This is a genomic window from Cupriavidus sp. GW823-FHT07A04, assembly GCF_058794615.1.
The window spans coordinates 173675-192495 of sequence record NZ_JBXAHA010000006.1; the positions used below are offsets into that span (position 1 = coordinate 173675).

14 protein-coding genes and 1 pseudogene are annotated in these 18821 nt (G+C 66.3%); 4 read left to right on the plus strand and 11 right to left on the minus strand.

Going from position 1 to position 18821, the window contains the following annotated elements; all coding sequences use genetic code 11:
* Positions 1-80 precede the first annotated feature (80 nt).
* The 8 genes from rseP to rpsB form a co-directional block, all read right to left on the minus strand.
* Positions 81-1472 carry an RIP metalloprotease RseP gene (gene rseP, locus AC1Q7Q_RS12470; RefSeq protein ID WP_492371703.1) on the minus strand — a complete coding sequence of 464 codons (1392 nt, stop codon included), beginning with the start codon at positions 1470-1472 and terminating at the stop codon, positions 81-83.
* A gap of 138 nt (positions 1473-1610) precedes the next feature.
* Positions 1611-2789: a 1-deoxy-D-xylulose-5-phosphate reductoisomerase gene (ispC, locus tag AC1Q7Q_RS12475; protein WP_492371702.1), complete on the minus strand. Its 1179-nt coding sequence runs from the start codon at positions 2787-2789 to the stop codon at positions 1611-1613.
* A gap of 11 nt (positions 2790-2800) precedes the next feature.
* Positions 2801-3622, minus strand: coding sequence for a phosphatidate cytidylyltransferase (locus AC1Q7Q_RS12480; protein ID WP_492371701.1), 822 nt, complete (start codon positions 3620-3622; stop codon positions 2801-2803).
* Between the two features lie 38 nt (positions 3623-3660).
* Positions 3661-4434, minus strand: coding sequence for an undecaprenyl pyrophosphate synthase (uppS, locus tag AC1Q7Q_RS12485; RefSeq protein ID WP_492371700.1), 774 nt, complete (start codon positions 4432-4434; stop codon positions 3661-3663).
* Positions 4435-4487: 53 nt separating this feature from the next.
* Positions 4488-5048 (minus strand): ribosome recycling factor, encoded by a 561-nt coding sequence (frr, locus tag AC1Q7Q_RS12490; RefSeq protein ID WP_043346946.1) that lies wholly within the window; start codon positions 5046-5048, stop codon positions 4488-4490.
* A 120-nt stretch (positions 5049-5168) separates the two neighbouring features.
* Positions 5169-5879 carry a UMP kinase gene (gene pyrH, locus AC1Q7Q_RS12495; protein ID WP_043346948.1) on the minus strand — a complete coding sequence of 237 codons (711 nt, stop codon included), beginning with the start codon at positions 5877-5879 and terminating at the stop codon, positions 5169-5171.
* Between the two features lie 326 nt (positions 5880-6205).
* Positions 6206-7084 carry a translation elongation factor Ts gene (gene tsf, locus AC1Q7Q_RS12500; RefSeq protein ID WP_492371699.1) on the minus strand — a complete coding sequence of 293 codons (879 nt, stop codon included), beginning with the start codon at positions 7082-7084 and terminating at the stop codon, positions 6206-6208.
* Positions 7085-7349: 265 nt separating this feature from the next.
* Entirely contained in the window at positions 7350-8093 is a 744-nt protein-coding gene (gene rpsB, locus AC1Q7Q_RS12505) for a 30S ribosomal protein S2 (protein WP_043346950.1), read from the minus strand.
* Positions 8094-8497: 404 nt separating this feature from the next.
* Between rpsB and map the strand changes: the two are divergent.
* The 3 genes and pseudogenes from map to AC1Q7Q_RS12520 all read left to right on the plus strand — a co-directional run.
* Positions 8498-9319 (plus strand): annotated as a pseudogene (gene map, locus AC1Q7Q_RS12510) (type I methionyl aminopeptidase); the annotation flags it as partial.
* A gap of 67 nt (positions 9320-9386) precedes the next feature.
* Complete coding sequence (locus AC1Q7Q_RS12515) at positions 9387-11972, plus strand: [protein-PII] uridylyltransferase (protein ID WP_492371723.1); 2586 nt, start codon at positions 9387-9389, stop codon at positions 11970-11972.
* A gap of 23 nt (positions 11973-11995) precedes the next feature.
* Positions 11996-13600 (plus strand): pseudouridine synthase, encoded by a 1605-nt coding sequence (locus AC1Q7Q_RS12520; RefSeq protein ID WP_492371698.1) that lies wholly within the window; start codon positions 11996-11998, stop codon positions 13598-13600.
* A 235-nt stretch (positions 13601-13835) separates the two neighbouring features.
* On the opposite strand, the gene AC1Q7Q_RS12525 is transcribed toward AC1Q7Q_RS12520, so the two are convergent.
* Positions 13836-14987, minus strand: coding sequence for a hypothetical protein (locus tag AC1Q7Q_RS12525; protein ID WP_492371697.1), 1152 nt, complete (start codon positions 14985-14987; stop codon positions 13836-13838).
* A gap of 172 nt (positions 14988-15159) precedes the next feature.
* Here AC1Q7Q_RS12525 and AC1Q7Q_RS12530 point away from each other — a divergent pair, with 172 nt between their 5' ends.
* Positions 15160-16104 carry a LysR family transcriptional regulator gene (locus AC1Q7Q_RS12530; RefSeq protein ID WP_492371696.1) on the plus strand — a complete coding sequence of 315 codons (945 nt, stop codon included), beginning with the start codon at positions 15160-15162 and terminating at the stop codon, positions 16102-16104.
* A 28-nt stretch (positions 16105-16132) separates the two neighbouring features.
* On the opposite strand, the gene def is transcribed toward AC1Q7Q_RS12530, so the two are convergent.
* Positions 16133-16666, minus strand: coding sequence for a peptide deformylase (gene def / locus AC1Q7Q_RS12535; protein ID WP_492371695.1), 534 nt, complete (start codon positions 16664-16666; stop codon positions 16133-16135).
* Positions 16663-18789: an NAD-dependent DNA ligase LigA gene (ligA, locus tag AC1Q7Q_RS12540; RefSeq protein WP_492371694.1), complete on the minus strand. Its 2127-nt coding sequence runs from the start codon at positions 18787-18789 to the stop codon at positions 16663-16665. Before ligA ends, def begins: the two co-directional genes overlap by 4 nt.
* Positions 18790-18821: the final 32 nt, after the last annotated feature.

Sequence of the window (18821 nt, forward strand, 5' to 3'; positions counted from 1 at the left end):
GATGCTTCACGGGGCTGCGCCTTGGCTCGGCAGGCGCGGGGTGTCAGTGACACCCGCACGCCGCAGCCGGCAACCTATGTCTAGCCGCGCGCTAAAAACAGCCGGCTGACATCGTTGAACAAGGCGAGCGAAGTCAGGAGCAAGACGCAGGCGATGCCGACCTTCTGCAGCACAGCCTGCCAGTGGTCTGGTACGGGCCTGCCAGTCAAAAATTCAACGCAATAATACAGCAAATGCCCCCCATCCAATACCGGAATAGGTAACAAATTCAATACACCGAGGCTAACACTGACCAACGCCAGGAAGCCGACAAAGGGCTGCCAGCCGAGGTGGGCGGCGCGCCCCGCGTAGTCCGCCACGGTCAGCGGGCCGCTCAGGTTCTGCAGCGAAGCCTGCCCCACCAGCATCTTTCCGAGCAGCTTGAGCGAGAGCGCGCTGGTGCTCCAGACCTGCCCGACCGCGCGGCTCAGCGCCTCGACCGGCTGGTAGCGCACAGTTTCCATCTCGACCGCCTGGCTCAGCGCGGCGCCCAGCTTGCCAGTGGCGGCGGCTGCCGCGCTGGCGCGCTGCGCCGCGGGAACCGTATCGAGCTTCACGGGCACATCCAGGCGCCGGCCCTCCCGCTCGATGCCAAGCGTGACCTCGGCGCCGGGCTGCGCCCTGACCCCGCGGATCAGTTCGCCAGCCTGGGTCAGCGGGTGTCCTTGCCAGGCCACCACGCGATCGCCCTGGCGCAGGCCGGCGCGTTGCGCAGCGGAGTCCGGCAGGACTTCAGTGATCGTCACCGGCCCGCCCTTGAGGGCCAGCCCCAGGGTGGCAAGCGGGTCTTGTTCGGGATTGCCGCCGGTATTCGGCAACCGCGGCAGCTTCACATCGCGCTCGGCGCCATCGGCAGCGCGCACGTGCAGCACCGCGCTGGCGTCGCCAAAGCCCTGGGCGAACACGGCCATGCGCAGGTCGTTCCAGGAACGCACCTGCTCGGTCTCGCCATTGGCCTGCAGCGCCAACACGCGGTCGCCCTCGCGCAAGCCCGCCGCAGCCGCGGGGGTGCCGGCAGGCGGCGCCGCGACGATGGGCGCGGCCTCGCGCATGCCGCCGGCAAACAGCACGAAATACAGCACGATGGCCAGCGCAAAGTTGGCCAGCGGACCAGCCGCCACAATCGCGAAGCGCTTGGCCACCGGTTGCCGGTTGAAGGCGCGTGGCAGGTCCGCGGGATCGAGCGGCGCGTCATGGCCCGGATCGCTCTCCCGCTCATCGAGCATCTTGACGTAGCCGCCGAGCGGAATCGCGGCGATGGTCCACTCGGTACGGTCCCGCCCCTTGGACACCCAGCGCACCAGCGGCCGCCCGAAGCCGATCGAGAAGCGCAGCACCTTGACCCCGCACAGGCGCGCGGCCAGGTAGTGACCCATTTCATGGAAATAGATCAGGATGCAAAGGGCGGCGACGAAAGCAATTACGGTTTGCATGGCAGGCAGCTTGTCGTCAGGGGCTGGAACGCCCCGATGGCACAAAGTAGACGCCGGGCACGAGGCCCGGCAACCGGTGCACCAGCATCGGCCGGTGCGCCGCTATTGTCGCCGATCCCGGCCGCACCGCCACCGGCGTCAGCACGAACGCGCGCTTTCCAGCAAGGCGCCAGCGCGGCGGCGCGCATCCTGGTCGATGTCCATCACGCCTTCCAGCGTGTCGACACTGCCCGGCGAGGCCTGCGCCAGCACCTGCGCCACGATGCGCGCGATGTCGGTAAAACGGATCCGGCCTTGCAGGAACGCCTCGACGGCAACCTCGTTGGCGGCGTTCAGGATGGCCGGGGCCACCCCGCCCGCCCGCAAGGCGTCGAACGCCAGGCCCAGGCAGGGAAAACGCGCCAGATCCGGGGTTTCGAAGGTCAGCGCGCCGGCACGGGTAAGGTCCAGCGGGGAAACGCCCGCGTGCATGCGCTCGGGATAGGCGAGCCCGTAGGCGATCGGCGTACGCATGTCCGGGTTGCCGAGCTGGGCCAGCACCGAGCCGTCCGCGTAGGACACCATCGAATGCACAATGCTCTGCGGGTGAATCAGCACCTCGATGCGGTCCGCCGGCGCGGCGAACAACCAGTGCGCCTCGATCACCTCCAGCCCCTTGTTCATCATGGTGGCGGAGTCGACCGAGATCTTGCGGCCCATCACCCAGTTCGGGTGGGCGCAGGCCTCGTCCGGCGAGATATCGTGCAAGGTGGCCGGGTCCCGAGTCCGGAACGGGCCGCCGGAAGCCGTCAGCAGGATCTTGGAGACGCCCGCGCTCAGGCGCGGATCGTCCGCCGGCAGGCACTGGAAGATGGCATTGTGCTCGCTGTCGATCGGCAGCAGCGTGGCGCCGTGCTCGCGCACGGCATCCATGAAGAGCCGGCCCGACATCACCAGCGCTTCCTTGTTGGCCAGCAGCACGCGCTTGCCCGCCCGCGCCGCGGCCAGCGTGGGACGCAACCCGGCGGCGCCGACGATGGCGGCCATCACCGAATCGGCCGCGGGATCGACCGCCACCGCTTCCAGGGCCGCTTCGCCATAGCCCACCTCGGTTTTGATGCCGTCGGCACGCAGCAGCGCCTGCAACTCGCTTGCGGCCTGGGCGGTGCCTACCACAGCGTGCGCCGGGCGGAACTCGCGGCACTGCGCCGCCAGTTTGTCGACCTGCCGGTGCGCCGTCAGCGCATGGACGGCATAGCGCTCGGGGTGGCGCTTGACCACATCAAGCGTACTTTCCCCGATCGAGCCGGTGGCACCCAGGACGGTAATACGACGCATATCAGATCAACTCAAAGATAGATGGCCAGCAAGGCGGCCAGCGGAAACACGGGCAACAGCGCGTCGATCCGGTCGAGCACGCCGCCATGGCCGGGCAACAGCCGGCTACTGTCTTTCATGCCAACCTGGCGCTTGAGCAACGACTCGAAGAGATCGCCGACCACGCTGGCGACCACCAGCAGGGTCGACAGCAGCGCCACGACGGCCAGGCCCTTATGGTCGGCCATGCGAGAGAACCAGGTCGGGGAAAAAGCTTGGGTAGCGGCCAGCCCGAGTGCGATCAGCAGCACCACCAGCCAGCCGCCGATGGCGCCTTCCCAGGACTTGCCCGGGCTGATGGTGGGGGCAAGCTTGCGCCGCCCGATGGCCTTGCCGACGAAATAGGCGCCGATATCGGCCGCCCAGACCAGCACCGCTACTGACAGCAGCACCCCGATGCCCAGCTCTCGCAGGATCAGGGTGGCGTGGCCGAACGCGGGCAGCATGAACAGGCCGAGAATGGCGCCCAGCAAGGTAAAGGACGGGCTCGCCTGGCGCACGCCGCGCGCCAGCAGCACCACGGCGACGCCCCAGCAGGCCACGCCGATCTGCAGCAGGCGCGTCAGCGCCTGGCGGTCGGCGGCGTCATGCCAGCCGATCAGGGCAACCAGGCAGGCCACCGCATAGACATAGGGCCAGAAGCCGCGCAGCCCGATCAGGCGGCCGAATTCCCAGCCCGCCAGGACGACGATCACCGCCACCAGGCCGGCCAGCGCCGACGGAGGTGCCAGAAACAGGATCGGCAGGATCAGCAGCAACAGGCATACGGCGGTGATGACACGGGTAAGAAGCATGCGCTGCGGGATTCCGGTGAAAAAATGGAAAACGGGCTTCAGGCGGTGCCGGAAAGGCCGGGTGGTGCCACCACTTGCGCGCTGGTACGACCGAAGCGGCGCTCGCGCTGCCGGTACGAGGCAAACGCCTTGTCGAGCTCGGCGGGGCTGAAATCCGGCCAGAACACGTCGGTGAAATAGAGTTCGGAGTAGGCCAGCTGCCACAGCAGGAAATTGCTGATGCGCTGCTCGCCACCGGTGCGGATGAACAGGTCCGGCTCGGGCGCGTAGGCCATGGCCAGGTGCGGCGCGAGCATGGATTCGTCAACGGACTCCGGATCGAGCATGGGCGAGCGCGCCAGCATCTTGCGCATGGCCTGGAGCAGATCCCAGCGGCCGCCGTAATTGGCGGCGATCGTCACCGTCAGGCCGGTGTTGTTGTCCGTGCGGGCCTCGGCGTCGGCGATCAGCTGCTGGATACGCGGGCTGAAGCGACTCAGGTCGCCGACCACCCTCACCCGGATATTGTTGGCGTGCATCTTGACCACCTCGCGGCGCAACGCGGTCATGAACAGCCGCATGAGGAACGAGACTTCGTCCGCCGGGCGGCGCCAGTTCTCGGAACTGAACGCGAACAGGGTCAGGTACTGCACGCCACGCGCGGCGCAGGCCTCCACCACGGCCCGGACGGCATCCAGGCCACGGCTGTGGCCGGCTACGCGTGGCAGGTGCCGCTTGGTCGCCCAGCGGCCGTTGCCATCCATGATGATGGCGACGTGGCGGGGCACATAGGTAGAGTCGGGGACGCTGAGCGTGGAACTGATGTGATGCATGATGGGAAACGGTACCGGACACAGCGGCGGCTGGCAAGCCGCCGCATCAAGCGTCACACCGTCATGATCTCCTTGTCCTTCTCGGCGACCATCCTGTCGATCTCGGCAACGAACTTGTCGGTCAGCTTCTGGACATCGTCCTGGCCGCGGCGCTCGTCGTCCTCGGAAATGGCTTTGTCCTTGACCAGCTTCTTGAACTGCTCGTTGGCATCCCGGCGCAGGTTGCGCACGGCGATCTTGGCGCCCTCGGCCTCGCCCTTGACGACCTTGGCGAGTTCCTTTCGGCGCTCTTCGGTCAGCATGGGCATGGGCACGCGGATGGTCTCGCCCATGGTCGACGGGTTCAGGCCCAGGTCCGCGTCGCGGATGGCCTTCTCGATGGCGCTGACCATCTTCTTTTCCCAAGGCTGCACGCTGATGGTGCGCGAATCGGCCAGGCCGACGTTGGCCACCTGGCTGATCGGCACCGGGGAGCCGTAGTAATCCACTTGCACGTGGTCGAGCAGACCGGTGTGTGCACGACCAGTGCGAATCTTGGCCAGGTCGGCCTTGAACGCTTCAATGGTCTTTTGCATTTTCTGCTCGACGCTCTTCTTGGTGTCGGCGACGCTCATCTTTACCTCCGAAAACGGGTAACCATGATCCTGGACGGCGGGATCGAAAATGAATCATTCTACTCTTTGCCGGCACGCGCGCCACCTTCGGCGGCAGCGCGCCAGCGCCTGGTGCAGCACTTATACGTGCACCAGAGTACCTTCGTCTTCGCCCAGGATTACGCGTTTGAGCGCACCCGGCTTGACGATGGAGAACACCTTGATCGGCAGCTTCTGGTCGCGGCACAGGGCGAATGCCGTGGCATCCATCACCTGCAGGTTGCGCGAGATCGCCTCGTCAAAGGAGATGGTGGTATAACGCGTGGCGCTGGGGTCCTTCTTGGGGTCGGCGGTGTAGACGCCGTCCACCTTGGTCGCCTTGAGCACGATCTCCGCGCCGATTTCCGCGCCGCGCAGGGCCGCCGCGGTATCGGTGGTGAAGAACGGGTTGCCGGTGCCGGCGGCGAAGATCACCACCTTACCCTCCTCCAGCTGGCGGATGGCGCGCGGCCGAATGTAAGGCTCGACCACCTGGTCCATGCGCAGGGCCGACTGCACGCGCCCCACGATGTCGGCGTGGCGCATGGCATCCTGCAGGGCCAGCGCATTCATCATGGTGGCCAGCATGCCCATGTAGTCGGCCGTGGCGCGGTCCATGCCCGCCGCCCCGCCGGCCACGCCGCGGAAAATATTGCCGCCACCGATCACCACCGCGACCTGGACGCCCAGCCTCACGATCTCGGCGATGTCATTGACCATGCTTTCGATGGTGGAGCGGTTGATGCCGAAGGCATCATCGCCCATCAGGGCTTCGCCGGACAATTTCAGTAGGACGCGCTTATAGGCTGGCATATTGATCCCCGGAGCTGGTTCGGCTCGTTCTGTTGAGCCGGAAATTTGAAGGCAGGCGGCACGGATCGGCGTGCCGCCGCTATAAAAGCCGGTTTTCGGGGTGGCCTGGCTCCGGCACGGCAACAGCGCGATAACACACGAAAAACTCGCGTTCAAAGCGCCCCTGGGGCACGGCAGGTCAGACGACTGCGGAAACGGGCTACCAAGCCCGCGCCGCACGGGTAAGCGCGGCGCGGTCATTTGTGCCGAGGGGCACCTTGCGGTGCCCCTCGGCATTATACGGCGACCGGTGGGGCACCCTACCGGGCACCCTGGCCGCCAGGACTTCAGGCCTTTTGGGCAGCTGCCACTTGGGCGGCCACTTCAGCGGCGAAGTCGTCCTGCTTCTTCTCGATGCCTTCACCGACCACGTACAGGGTGAAACCCTTGACCGTGGTGTTGGCGGCCTTGAGCATCTGCTCGACGGTCTGCTTGTCGTTCTTCACGAAGGTCTGGTTGAACAACGACACTTCCTTCAGGTACTTCTGCACCGAGCCCTCGACCATCTTGGCGACGATTTCGGCCGGCTTGCCCGATTCGGCAGCCTTTTGCTCGGCGATGCTGCGTTCCTTGGCAATCAGGTCGGCGGGCACGTCGGCGGACGACAGCGACACCGGCTTCATCGCGGCAACGTGCATGGCCACGTCCTTGGCGGCGGTTTCGTCGCCGTCGAACTCGACCATCACGCCGATGCGGGTGCCGTGCAGGTAAGCAGCCAGCTTGCCGCCATTGGCATAGCGGGCAAAACGGCGGATCGCCAGGTTTTCGCCGATCTTGCCGATCAGGGCGGTACGGGTGGCTTCCACGGTCACGCCGTCGATTTCCAGCGCCGACAGCGCAGCCACGTCGGCCGGGTTCTGCTTGGCGACCAGCTCGGCGACCTTGTTCGAGAACGCCATGAAGTCGTCGTTCTTCGACACGAAGTCGGTTTCGCAGTTCAGTTCCACCAGCGCGCCGGTGGTACCTTCGATGAAGGACACGACCACGCCTTCGGCGGTCACGCGCGAAGCGGCCTTGCTGGCCTTGTTGCCCAGCTTGACGCGCAGCAGCTCTTCAGCCTTTTCCAGGTTGCCTTCGGCCTCGGTCAGGGCCTTCTTGCATTCCATCATCGGCGCGTCGGTCTTCGCGCGCAGTTCTGCCACCATGCTTGCGGTAATTGCCGCCATTTGTCACTCCTTGAATGGTTCGCCCCGCCCTACCCCGCCGTCGATGTGGCGCGATCCGGGACCGGAGGTAAGTTCAACTTCACCCGCGCCAGATCATGCCAGGGGCGGATGACAACAATTCGAAAAAAGGGGGCGTAAGATTCGCCCCCTCGGTTGCCGGAAAACCCCCGGCTGCGCGCAGCGCCCCGGCCCAGGGGCCGGTTGGCTAGCGATGATGTGTCAGCTTGCGATGCGCGCGGTACGGGGTCCTCTCGGCAGCAAGCCTTTAGGCTTCTTCGACTTCGACGAAATCGTCGCCGCCGCGTGCGGCTTCAACCACGTCCTGCACGGCGTTTGCACGGCCTTCCAGGATCGCGTCGGCCACGCCGCGCACGTACAGGGCGACTGCCTTGCTCGAGTCGTCGTTGCCCGGGATCACGTAGTCGATGCCTTCCGGCGAGTGGTTGGTATCGACCACGCCGATGACGGGCACGCCCAGCTTCTTGGCTTCGGTCACGGCAATCTTGTGGTAGCCGACGTCGACCACGAAGATGGCGTCAGGCACGCCGCCCATGTCCTTGATGCCGCCGATGGACTTTTGCAGCTTGTCCATTTCGCGCTCGAACATCAGCGCTTCCTTCTTGCTCATGGTTTCCAGCGCGCCAGCTTCCTTGGCGGCTTCCATGTCCTTCAGGCGCTTGATCGAGATCTTGACGGTCTTGAAGTTGGTCATCATGCCGCCGAGCCAGCGGGCATCGACGTAAGGCATGCCAGCGCGGCCTGCTTCTTCAGCCAGGATCTCGCGCGATTGACGCTTGGTGCCCACGAACAGCACGGTGCCGCGGTTTGCTGCCAGTTGACGCACGTACTTCAGCGCGTCCTGGAACATCGGCAACGTCTTTTCGAGGTTGATAATATGGATCTTGTTGCGATGGCCGAAGATGTACGGAGCCATCTTGGGGTTCCAGAAGCGGGTTTGGTGGCCGAAGTGGCAACCGGCTTCCAGCATTTCGCGCATGGTAACGGACATGAAAAATCTCCAAAAGGGTTAGGTCTGAAGTCCGCCCCGACATTCCTGAAAAGGAACACCCCGGATGGACGGACTCGCAATTTCAATAACTTTGTATTTAATAAGCGCAAGGCGCCTGCCAAATACCGTAGCACTACCGCAGCACAGTAGTGACTGCCCAGCCCGCCAGCCGCTGCCCGCAAGGTCCAAGGTCACATCGACCTGCCAGGTAGCCGCAAGAAGGCTAGCCAGCGATTGTAGCAACAAAATAGGACTTCGCTCAAGGGGCCACTTGCCATGGAAAGCAGGCGGCTGTAGCCGGCGAAGCCCGTTTTCGGCTGCGGTTGGTGCCCGATGGTGCGATAATCCCACTTTCAGATTCAATTTGAGGCGCAGCCCGTGGCTTCGCCGCCACTTTTGCGAGCAGCATGAGCATCCATATCAAGAACGCCGACGATATCGCCCAAATGCGGGTAGCCTGCCGGCTGGCCTCCGAGGTCCTCGACTACATCACGCCCTTCGTCAAGCCGGGGGTCACCACCGGCGAACTCGACCGGCTGTGCCACGCCTATATGCGCGATGTGCAGGGCACGGTACCCGCGCCACTGAATTATGCGCCGCCCGGCTACCCCCCCTTCCCCGGCGCCATCTGCACGTCGGTCAACGACGTGATTTGCCATGGCATCCCGGGCGAGCGCGTGCTGAAGTCCGGCGACGCGGTGAACCTCGACATCACCGTGATCACCAAGGAAGGCTACTACGGCGACACCAGCCGCATGTTCATTGCCGGTGAGGGCTCGATCCTGGCCAAGCGCCTGGCGCAGATCACTTTCGAATGCATGTGGAAGGGCATCGCCCAGGTGCGCCCCGGCGCCCGCCTCGGCGATATCGGCCATGTGATCCAGGTCCATGCGGAAGCGGCCGGCTATACCGTGGTACGCGAGTACTGCGGCCATGGCATCGGCAAGAACTTCCACGAGGACCCGCAGATCCTGCACTACGGCCGTCCCGGCACCGGCATGGAAATCCAGGCCGGCATGATCTTCACGATCGAGCCGATGGTCAACGCCGGCAAGCGCGATATCCGCACCATGCCCGACCACTGGACCGTCAAGACGCGTGACCGCAGCCTGTCCGCGCAGTGGGAGCACACCATCCTGGTGACCGAGACCGGTTACGACGTGCTCACCGTCTCCGCGGGCACGCAGGCGCCGCCGTCGTTCGTCACTGATTCTGTTGCAGCCTGACGCTACGGGCGCCAAAGTTGGCGCCCTTCTTGTTTCAGCTGTCCCTTCGATGCCCCAAGCCCTAGCCATGGACGCCACGCCGGAAATCATCCTCGCCACCCGTGTTCGCGATCAGCTGAAAGCCGACAAGCAAGCCGTGTTCGCGGACTTCAATGCGCACGGCCATGTCGGCCACCTGCTGACGCGCCTGCGGCGCGCGGTCGATGCCGCGCTGGTCGAGGCCTGGCGCGGCCTGGGCCTGCCGGACGACAGCGCGCTGGTGGCGGTGGGCGGCTATGGGCGCGGCGAGCTGTTCCCGTTTTCCGATGTGGATGTGCTGCTGTTGCTGCCATCGGAACCCGACGAGGACACCACCTCCAGGCTGGAGAAATTCATTGGCCTGTGCTGGGACCTGGGCCTTGAAATCGGCTCCGCCGTGCGCACCGTGGACGACTGCATCCGCGAATCGCGCCAGGACGTGACGATCCAGACGTCCTTGCTGGAAGCGCGCCTGCTGACGGGCAACCGCAAGCTGTTTGCCGAGCTGCAGACGCGCTACCAGGCCGACCTGGACCCGCGCGCCTTCTTCCAGGCCAAGCTGCTGGAAATGCGCCAGCGCCACGCCAAGTACCAGGACACGCCCTACTCGCTCGAGCCCAACAGCAAGGAAAGCCCCGGCGGCCTGCGCGACCTGCAGGTGATCCTGTGGATGACCAAGGCCGCGGGGCTGGGCGACAGCTGGAAGGAACTGTTCGAGCGCGGGCTGCTGAGCGAGCGCGAAGCGCAGGAACTCGCCCGTAACGAGCGCCTGCTCAAAACCATCCGCGCGCGGCTGCACCTGGTGGCCGGGCGCCGCCAGGACGTGCTGGTGTTCGACCTGCAGACCGCGCTGGCCGAGGCCTTCGGCTACCGCCAGAACAATAACAAGCGCGCCAGCGAGCAGCTGATGCGCCGTTACTACTGGGCAGCCAAGGCGGTCACGCAGCTCAATATCGTGCTGCTGCTCAATATCGAGGCCATGCTGTTCCCCAGCGAATCCAAGGTGACGCGCGTCATCAACGAGCGCTTCGTGGAACGCCAGGGCATGCTCGAGATCACCAGCGACGATCTCTACGAGCGCGAGCCCCACGCCATCCTGGAAACCTTCCTGGTGTACGAGCGCACGCCGGGCGTCAAGGGCTTGTCGCCACGCACGCTGCGCGGCCTGTACAACGCCCGCACGGTGATGGACGCGAGCTGGCGCAACGATCCGGTGAACCGCCGCCTGTTCCTCGCCATCGTGCAGGAGCCGCAGGGCATCACCCACGCGCTGCGCCTGATGAACCAGACCAGCGTGCTGGGCCGCTACCTGATCAACTTCCGCCGTATCGTCGGGCAGATGCAGCACGACCTGTTCCACGTCTACACGGTGGACCAGCACATCCTGATGGTGGTGCGCAACATGCGCCGCTTCGCCATCGTCGAGCACACGCACGAGTTCCCCTTCTGCAGCCAGTTGATGGCGACCTTCGACCGCCCCTGGGTGCTGTGGGTGGCGGCGCTGTTCCACGACATCGCCAAGGGCCGCGGTGGCGATCACTCCAAGCTCGGCACGGCGGATGCGCGGCGCTTTTGCAAGCAGCACGGCATCGAGCGCGAAGATGCCGACCTGATCGCCTGGCTGGTCGAGCATCACCTGACCATGAGCCATGTCGCGCAGAAGCAAGACCTGACCGATGCGGACGTGATCCATGCCTTCGCCCGCGTGGTCGGCACCGAACGCTACCTGACCGCGCTCTACCTGCTGACCGTGGCCGATATCCGCGGCACCAGCCCCAAGGTGTGGAACGCGTGGAAGGGCAAGCTGCTGGAAGACCTCTACCGCATCACGCTGCGCGTGCTGGGCGGCGCGCGCGTGGACCCGCACTCGCTGTGGGCGCAGCGCAAGGACGACACCATTGCGCAGCTGCGGCTCAAGGCGTTTGACCCGGAACTGGGCAAGCCATTGTGGGCCCAGCTCGACGTGGCCTTCTTCCTGCGCCACGATGCGCGCGACATCGCCTGGCTCACGCGGCACCTGTACAACAAGGTGGACAGCCCGGTGCCGGTGGTCAAGGCGCGCCTGTCGCCCGCGGGCGAAGGCCTGCAGGTGGCAGTCTACGTCAAGGACCAGCCCGACGTGTTCGCGCGCATCTGCGGCTACTTCGAGCGCAAGAGCTTCTCCATCCAGGAAGCCAAGATCCACACCACGCGCCACGGCTATGCGCTGGATACGTTCCAGGTGACCGACCCGGGCATCAGCAGCGATGCCAGCGGCAACTACCGCGACATCATCGCGCTGGTGGAGCACGAACTGGCCGAGCGCCTGCAGCAGCAAAGCACGCTGCCGGAACCCGCCCAGGGGCGGCTGTCACGCCAGTCGCGCAGCTTCCCGATCAAGCCGCGCGTGGACCTGCGCCCCGACGAACGCGGCCAGTACTACCTGCTTTCCTTGTCGGCCAACGACCGCACCGGCCTGCTGTACGCGATCTCCCGCGTACTGGCCAAACATCGCACCTCGGTGCATACCGCCCGCATCAATACGCTCGGCGAGCGGGTGGAAGACGTTTTCCTGGTCGATGGCAGCCGCCTCGCCTCGGATAACAAACTGCAGTTACAGCTTGAACAGGACCTGCTGGCGGCGCTGGCCATCTAGGCCGGACGCCCCACATAGAAGATATGACCGATAGCAATTCGCCCAAGCGCAAGACGCTGGGCATCAAGACCGCCGCGCCCGAGGGCAATGCCCGCAAACCCGCCGCCACCCGGCCGGTGCGGGTGTCCGACCTGAACCGCGGACGCGTGCGCGCCGTGGTCGACGGCATCAAGCAGGCACAGGAACGCGCCGGCGGCCGCAAGAAAGCGCAAGACGCTCGCCAGCGCCCGCCGCGCGGCCCGCGCACGGGCGAAGGCCAGGATCGTCCGCGACGCTTTGGCCCGGGTGAAGGCCAGGATCGGCCCCGCCGCTTTGGCGGCGACAGCAGCGACCGCCCGCGCAATTTCGGCTCCGGCGAAGGCCAGGACCGTCCGCGCCGTTTCACCCCGGGCGAAGGCCAGGATCGGCCTCGCCGCTTTGCTGGCGAAGGCAACGACCGCCCGCGCAATTTCGGCTCCGGCGAAGGCCAGGACCGTCCGCGCCGTTTCACCCCGGGCGAAGGCCAGGATCGCCCCCGCCGCTTTGCTGGCGAAGGCAATGACCGTCCGCGGCGTTTCGCCCCAGGCGAAGGCCAGGACCGTCCCCGCCGCTTTGCCGGTGAAGGCAATGATCGTCCACGCAATTTCGGCCCAGGCGAAGGCAACGATCGTCCACGCCGCTTCAGCCCCGGCGAAGGCCAGGACCGTCCGCGCCGCTTTGCGGGCCAGGGCGACGACCGCCCTCGCCGTCCCGCTCACGGTGGCGACAATGACCGTCCGCGCCGCGCCGGCGATGCCGGCCAGCGCGACTACCAGGGCGCCCGTGCGGAACGTACGGAACGTGCCGCACCCGTACAGAACGCGCCCCAGCCCAGCTCGGATGGCCTGGTACGCCTGTCCAAGCGGATGTCGGAACTCGGCCTGTGCTCGCGCCGCGAAGCCGATGAATGGATTCCGCGCGGCTGGGTACTGGTCGACGGGCAGCCCGTCACCGAACTGGGCTCGCGCATCAGCCCGGACGCCAATATCGAGATCCACCAGGCTGCACGCTCCGAGCAAGGCGAACGCGTGACCGTGCTGCTGCACAAGCCGGTCGGTTACGTGTCGGGCCAGGCCGAAGATGGCTATGAGCCCGCCGCCGTGCTGTTCGCGCCGGAAAACCAGTGGGAGCTGGACCCCACCCGCAAGCGCTTTGCCCCGTGGCAGCGCAAGAGCCTGGCACCTGCCGGCCGGCTCGACATCGACTCCACCGGCCTGCTGGTGCTGACCCAGGACGGCCGCGTTGCGCGCCACCTGATCGGCGAGGATTCGACCGTCGAGAAGGAATACCTGGTGCGGGTGAGCTGGGATTCGCCGGAAGGCCTGGTCGAGCGCGACATCTCGCACGTGTTCCCGGTGGAACTGATCGAGAAGCTGCGCCACGGCCTGTCGCTGGATGGCGAAGCGCTCAAGCCGGCCAAGGTGAGCTGGCAGAACGAGGAGCAATTGCGCTTCGTCCTGCGCGAAGGCAAGAAGCGCCAGATCCGCCGCATGTGCGAACAGGTTGGCCTGCGGGTCGTGGGACTGAAGCGCGTGCGCATGGGCCGCATCGTGCTGGGCGACCTGCCGGTGGGCCAGTGGCGCTTCCTCGGCGCCTTCGAGAAGTTCTGAGCGCCAGGCGAAAAAGCAAGCTGGCGGCCGCCATGGCCACCAGCGCGCATCTGCCGAGCCGCATACTCACCGGCTCGATCGCATGATGCCACGCGCCGTGCCATTGCCAGGCACGTGGCACTCGACACCCTAGCATCGCTTGCCCGGTCTGGCCGCCGGGACAAACCCAGCGGCCTCGCATAGCCAATGCCTCAAGCCATGCCTCAAGCGGGCGCCCTGCCCTGCGCCAATCGCTTCACAGCCGCGGCGCACGGCAAGCCGCGCCGTCCGCATTGGCCGTCTCCGCCAGCCCGAACACTGCCTTGGCGCCGCATTGCGAGCCAAGCATCCGGTGCTGGTTGTGCCCGACGCCTACCACCTCGAACGCCTGGTGGCGCACCGGCGGGCGCTGGCTGCCCATCGGCGCAGCAAGGTACTGCGCGTAGCGCAGGTAGCCGCGCGCGCGCTCCAGCCGGGTCGGGCCTTCGGCCTCGGCGCCGCAGGCCTTGTCGAGCACGCGGTGGTTGGGGTCGTTATCTTCCGAGCCCACAAGGTAGGTCACCTGGCGCTGGAGATAGCGGCGGAACAGCGCATCGCCGGTCGCGCCGCGCGCATAGGGCACCATGTCGCGCATGCCGTAGCGGTATTTGTCGTAGTCCGCGCAAATGGCCGTGTCATAGGGCGCAAAGCCCTTGCCGCGTGGGCGCTCCGGCGTGAAATACAGATACGACGAAGGATTCGCCACTACGTAGCGCAGATCGATGCCGCCCGCGCGGATACGCTCGTCGACATTGTTCAGCACCGCATAGCGATGCACCAGTTGCGCGCCACCGGAGTGGCCGGCCACCGTCACGCGGGTCACCGCCGGAAAACGGGCCTTGTTGGTCACCATGCCGACGAGATCGTCCAGCACCTGCAGCGAGCTGACCGAGAACGGCGGGTTGACCGCATCCTCCCCGCTCATCCAGCCCTGCACGCTCCATATCGGCATGCCGTCGAAATGCTTGCCCTTGGCCGCATCCGGCGTGCCGGGAAAGTTCGGCGCGATGAGCAGCACCTCGTCGGGATTGCGCCCGGTTTGCTTGAGCAGCGCCGCGCCGGCCGCGAAGTAGTCGTCGCCGTTACGCTGTAGCCCGTGCTGGACGAAGATCACCTCGCGGATGCCGCGCAGGTCCGCGTCCAGCGGATGGTTGGCGTAGACCGGAAAATCGTAGGCGCCAGCGCCCGCGCCGAGCCTGACCCGCTGCCATTGGGGCGCGGCAGCTTGCGCCTCCGTGCCGGGCGCCGGTGCGGCCTGCTTCGCGCTCGCGGCACTGTCCACGCCTGGGGCGGCGCAGCCAAACTGGGCCGCCGCGGCTAGCGCAATCAGTGCGATCGATGCGAAACGCGCAAGGCGAAGTGTCTTCATATCCTGTCTCCCGGTGCTCGATGCGGCGCGCCGCCTGGCGCGCGCGCCCGTGTTCTCGTTCGTAAAGCCGTACCATCCTAGGCCGCCGCGATCCGGATGTAAAATATATGCCACAGTGGAAATACATATCGAAAAGATATGCTTTCTACAGCGCCCGGCCCGCAAAGACACCATGGAACTGAGACACCTTCGCTACTTTCTCGCGGTAGCCGAAACCGGCCACATCACGCGCGCCGCCGAGCAGCTCGGCATCCAGCAACCTCCGCTGTCGCAACAGTTGAAGGGGCTCGAGACGGAGCTAGGCGTGATCCTGTTCGAGCGCCAGCCGCGCGGTGTGGCGCTCACCGCCGCCGGGCACGCGCTGCGTACCGACGCGCTAGACATCTTCGCGCGCCTGGACCAGATGCGCCAGCGCATGCAACGCATGGCGCGCGGCGAGCAAGGCATGCTATCGGTCGGATTCACCAGCTCGGCAGCCGCGCATAAGCTGACGCCCGAGGTACTGCGCGCCTGCCGCCGCCGCTTTCCCGGCATCGCGCTCAAGCTCAGCGAGAACAACGCCGCCGAGGTCATCGAGCAACTCACCGCGGGCACGCTCGATGTCGCACTGCTGCGCGCGCCGGTGGGACGCCCCGAAGGCCTGCGTTTCGAGTTGCTGCTGGAAGAGGAAATGGTGATCGCGCTGCCGCTGGACCATCCGCTGCTGCGCAAGCGCGGCGCGCCGGCCCACGCAGCGGCCCAGGAAGCCATCTCGCTGCGCGCGCTGGCAGACGATGCGTTCATCCTGGTGCGGCGCCCGGGCGCGCCGGGCATGTATGGCGATCTGCTGAAGGTGTGCGAGCGGCTGGGCTTCACGCCGCGCGTGGGCGCTGAAGTCGAGCGCATGCTGAGCAACCTGAACCTGGTAGCCGCCGGCGCCGGCGTGACCGTGGTGCCAGCCTCGATGGCCGGGCTCAACCCGCACGGCGTGGCTTATCGCCGCATGGAAGAAGCCGACCAGCTGCGCGCGCCGCTGACCCTGGCTTACCGGGAGCGCGACGACAATCCCGCCTGCGCGGCGCTGGTCGCCCTGACCCACCGCATCGCGGCACGCCATCGCCGCCAGGGCAATCGCTGATCAGTCGTCGCGGGTCAGTCGTCGCCAGTCAGTCATCGCTATTCGGAGGCAGGTCGGGGAACAGCACATCGGTAAATCCGAAGCGCGTGAAGTCCGTCACCCGCATGGGATAGAGGATGCCCTGCAGGTGGTCGCATTCATGCTGCACCACGCGCGCGTGGAAATCCTCGGCCACGCGCTCGATGCGCCCGCCCATCAAGTCAAAGCCGGTGTACTTCAGGCGCGTGAAACGCGGCACCACCCCGCGCAGCCCCGGCACCGACAGGCAGCCTTCCCAGGCTTCATCCTGCTCCTCGCCAAGCGGCGTCAGCTCGGGATTGATCAGTACGGTCTTGGGCACGGTGGGGGCGTCGGGATAGCGCGGATTGCGGTCGAAGCCGAAGATCACCACCTGCAGGTCCACGCCGATCTGCGGCGCGGCCAGGCCAGCACCATTGGCGTGATCCATGGTGTCGAACATATCGTCGATCAGGATGCGCAACTCGGGCGTGTTGAAGCGCGTGACAGGGCGCGCTACCTGCAGCAGGCGCGGGTCGCCCATCTTGAGAATGTCACGGATCATGCTTGATCTCCGGTATTAAGCTCGGCCAGCAAAGCCAGCAAGGCGGCCTCGTCCAGCACGGGCACGCCGAGCGCCTCGGCCTTTTCCAGTTTGCTGCCGGCTTCCGCGCCAGCCACCACATAGTCGGTCTTCTTCGACACCGAGCCGGCCACCTTGGCGCCGGCCGCTTCCAGCTTTTCCTTGGCGTCTTCGCGCGACAGCGTGGGCAGCGTGCCAGTCAGCACGAACGTCTTGCCGGCCAGCGGCGCGGGCGCGGCGCGCTCCGCCGGCTCGCTTTCCGGCCAGTGCACGCCGGCGGCACGCAGTTGCTCGATGACTTCCACATTGTGCGGCTCGGCCAGGAAGTTGGCGATGGACTGCGCCACCACCGGCCCCACGTCGTTGACCTCCAGCAAGGCGGCCTCGTCGGCTGCCAGCAGCCCATCGAGCTTGCCGAAATGCCTGGCCAGGTCCTTGGCCGTCGCTTCGCCCACATGGCGGATGCCAAGCGAGAAGATAAAGCGGTTGAACGTGGTCTCGCGCGACGCCTCGATGGCTGCCACCAGGTTGGTGGCCGACTTGTCGGCCATCCGGTCCAGCGCGGCCAGCTTGGCGACGCCGAGCTTGTAGAGATCGGCCGGCGTGTGCACGATAGCCATGTCGACCAGTTGCTCGACCACCTTGTCGCCCAGGCCTTCGATATCCATGGCGCGGCGCTGCGCGAAATGCAGCAGCGCCTGCTTGCGCTGAGCCGCGCAGATCAGCCCACCAGTGCAGCGCGCGATCACCTCGCCTTCCAGCTTCTCGATGTGCGATCCGCACACCGGGCATGCGGTGGGCATAACGAAGGCGCGTGCGTCGGCGGGCCGGCGCTCCGGCACCACCGCCACCACTTCGGGAATCACGTCGCCCGCGCGCCGCACAATCACGGTATCGCCGATATGCACGTCCTTGCGGCGGATTTCGTCCTCGTTGTGCAACGTGGCATTGGTCACCGTCACGCCGCCCACGAACACCGGCGCCAACCGCGCTACCGGCGTGATGGCGCCGGTGCGGCCAACCTGCACCTCGATGTCTTCAACCACCGTGGTCATTTCCTGGGCCGGGAACTTGTGCGCCAGCGCGAAGCGCGGCGCGCGCGACACGAAGCCAAGGCGCTCCTGCTCGGCCAGCGCATTGACCTTGTACACCACGCCGTCGATGTCGTAGGGCAACGCCGCGCGCCGCTCGCCCACGCCGCGATAAAAGCTCAGCAAGCCGTCCGCGCCCCGCACGACTTCGCGCTCCGTGCAGACCGGCATGCCAAACCCGGCGAACCAGTCGAGCATGGCGCTGTGCGTCTCGGGACGCGGCGCGCCTTGCAGCTCGCCCAGCCCGTAGGCAAAGAACGACAACGGACGCTTGGCGGTGATGCGTGGATCCAGCTGGCGCAGGCTGCCGGCGGCGGCATTGCGCGGATTGACGAAGGTCTTTTCCCCGGCCTCGGCCTGCCGCGCATTGAGCTTGTCGAATTCGCGGCGATACATGAAGACTTCCCCGCGCACTTCCAGCACCGCCGGCAAGGCCTCAGCTTCCCCGCGCAAGCGCAGCGGAATCGCCTTGATGGTGCGCACGTTGACGGTCACGTCCTCGCCGGTTTCGCCGTCGCCGCGGGTGGCGGCCTGCACCAGCCGGCCGGCCTCGTAGCGCAAGGACATGGCCAGGCCATCGAACTTCAGCTCGCAGGCATACTCCACCGCCTCGGCGGCGCTGAACAGGTCAGCCGCGCCCTCGGCTGGGGCGGCACGCCCCAGCCCCTGCGCGCAACGACGGTCGAAGGCCAGCACATCCTCATCCTCGAAGCCGTTGTTGAGCGACAGCATCGGGATGGCGTGGCGCACCGTATCGAAGGCCGACAGCGGCTGGCCGCCCACGCGCTGCGTGGGCGACTCAGGTGTCAGCAATTCGGGATGCCTGGCCTCGATATCCTGCAATTCGCGGAACAGCGCGTCGTACTCGGCATCGGGCACCGACGGCGCATCGAGGACGTAGTACTGGTAATTGTGGCGCTCCAGCTCGGCGCACAGCCAGTCGGCGCGCGCGGCGGGAGAATCGCTGACAGGCGCGGGGGCTTGCGCCGCCGCACCTTCTGGTTTGGTGCTCATGCTGAAGGGCTGAATCCGTTGTCGTCGTTATC

Coding starts and splice junctions, on each gene's coding strand:
- pyrH (WP_043346948.1), bottom strand. CDS start 5,879: ATGCCAGCCTATAAGCGCGTCCTACTGAAATTGTCCGGCGAAGCCCTG.
- ispC (WP_492371702.1), bottom strand. CDS start 2,789: ATGCGTCGTATTACCGTCCTGGGTGCCACCGGCTCGATCGGGGAAAGT.
- ligA (WP_492371694.1), bottom strand. CDS start 18,789: ATGAGCACCAAACCAGAAGGTGCGGCGGCGCAAGCCCCCGCGCCTGTC.
- def (WP_492371695.1), bottom strand. CDS start 16,666: ATGATCCGTGACATTCTCAAGATGGGCGACCCGCGCCTGCTGCAGGTA.
- AC1Q7Q_RS12515 (WP_492371723.1), top strand. CDS start 9,387: ATGGACGCCACGCCGGAAATCATCCTCGCCACCCGTGTTCGCGATCAG.
- AC1Q7Q_RS12530 (WP_492371696.1), top strand. CDS start 15,160: ATGGAACTGAGACACCTTCGCTACTTTCTCGCGGTAGCCGAAACCGGC.
- AC1Q7Q_RS12525 (WP_492371697.1), bottom strand. CDS start 14,987: ATGAAGACACTTCGCCTTGCGCGTTTCGCATCGATCGCACTGATTGCG.
- AC1Q7Q_RS12480 (WP_492371701.1), bottom strand. CDS start 3,622: ATGCTTCTTACCCGTGTCATCACCGCCGTATGCCTGTTGCTGCTGATC.
- uppS (WP_492371700.1), bottom strand. CDS start 4,434: ATGCATCACATCAGTTCCACGCTCAGCGTCCCCGACTCTACCTATGTG.
- tsf (WP_492371699.1), bottom strand. CDS start 7,084: ATGGCGGCAATTACCGCAAGCATGGTGGCAGAACTGCGCGCGAAGACC.
- rpsB (WP_043346950.1), bottom strand. CDS start 8,093: ATGTCCGTTACCATGCGCGAAATGCTGGAAGCCGGTTGCCACTTCGGC.
- frr (WP_043346946.1), bottom strand. CDS start 5,048: ATGAGCGTCGCCGACACCAAGAAGAGCGTCGAGCAGAAAATGCAAAAG.
- rseP (WP_492371703.1), bottom strand. CDS start 1,472: ATGCAAACCGTAATTGCTTTCGTCGCCGCCCTTTGCATCCTGATCTAT.
- AC1Q7Q_RS12520 (WP_492371698.1), top strand. CDS start 11,996: ATGACCGATAGCAATTCGCCCAAGCGCAAGACGCTGGGCATCAAGACC.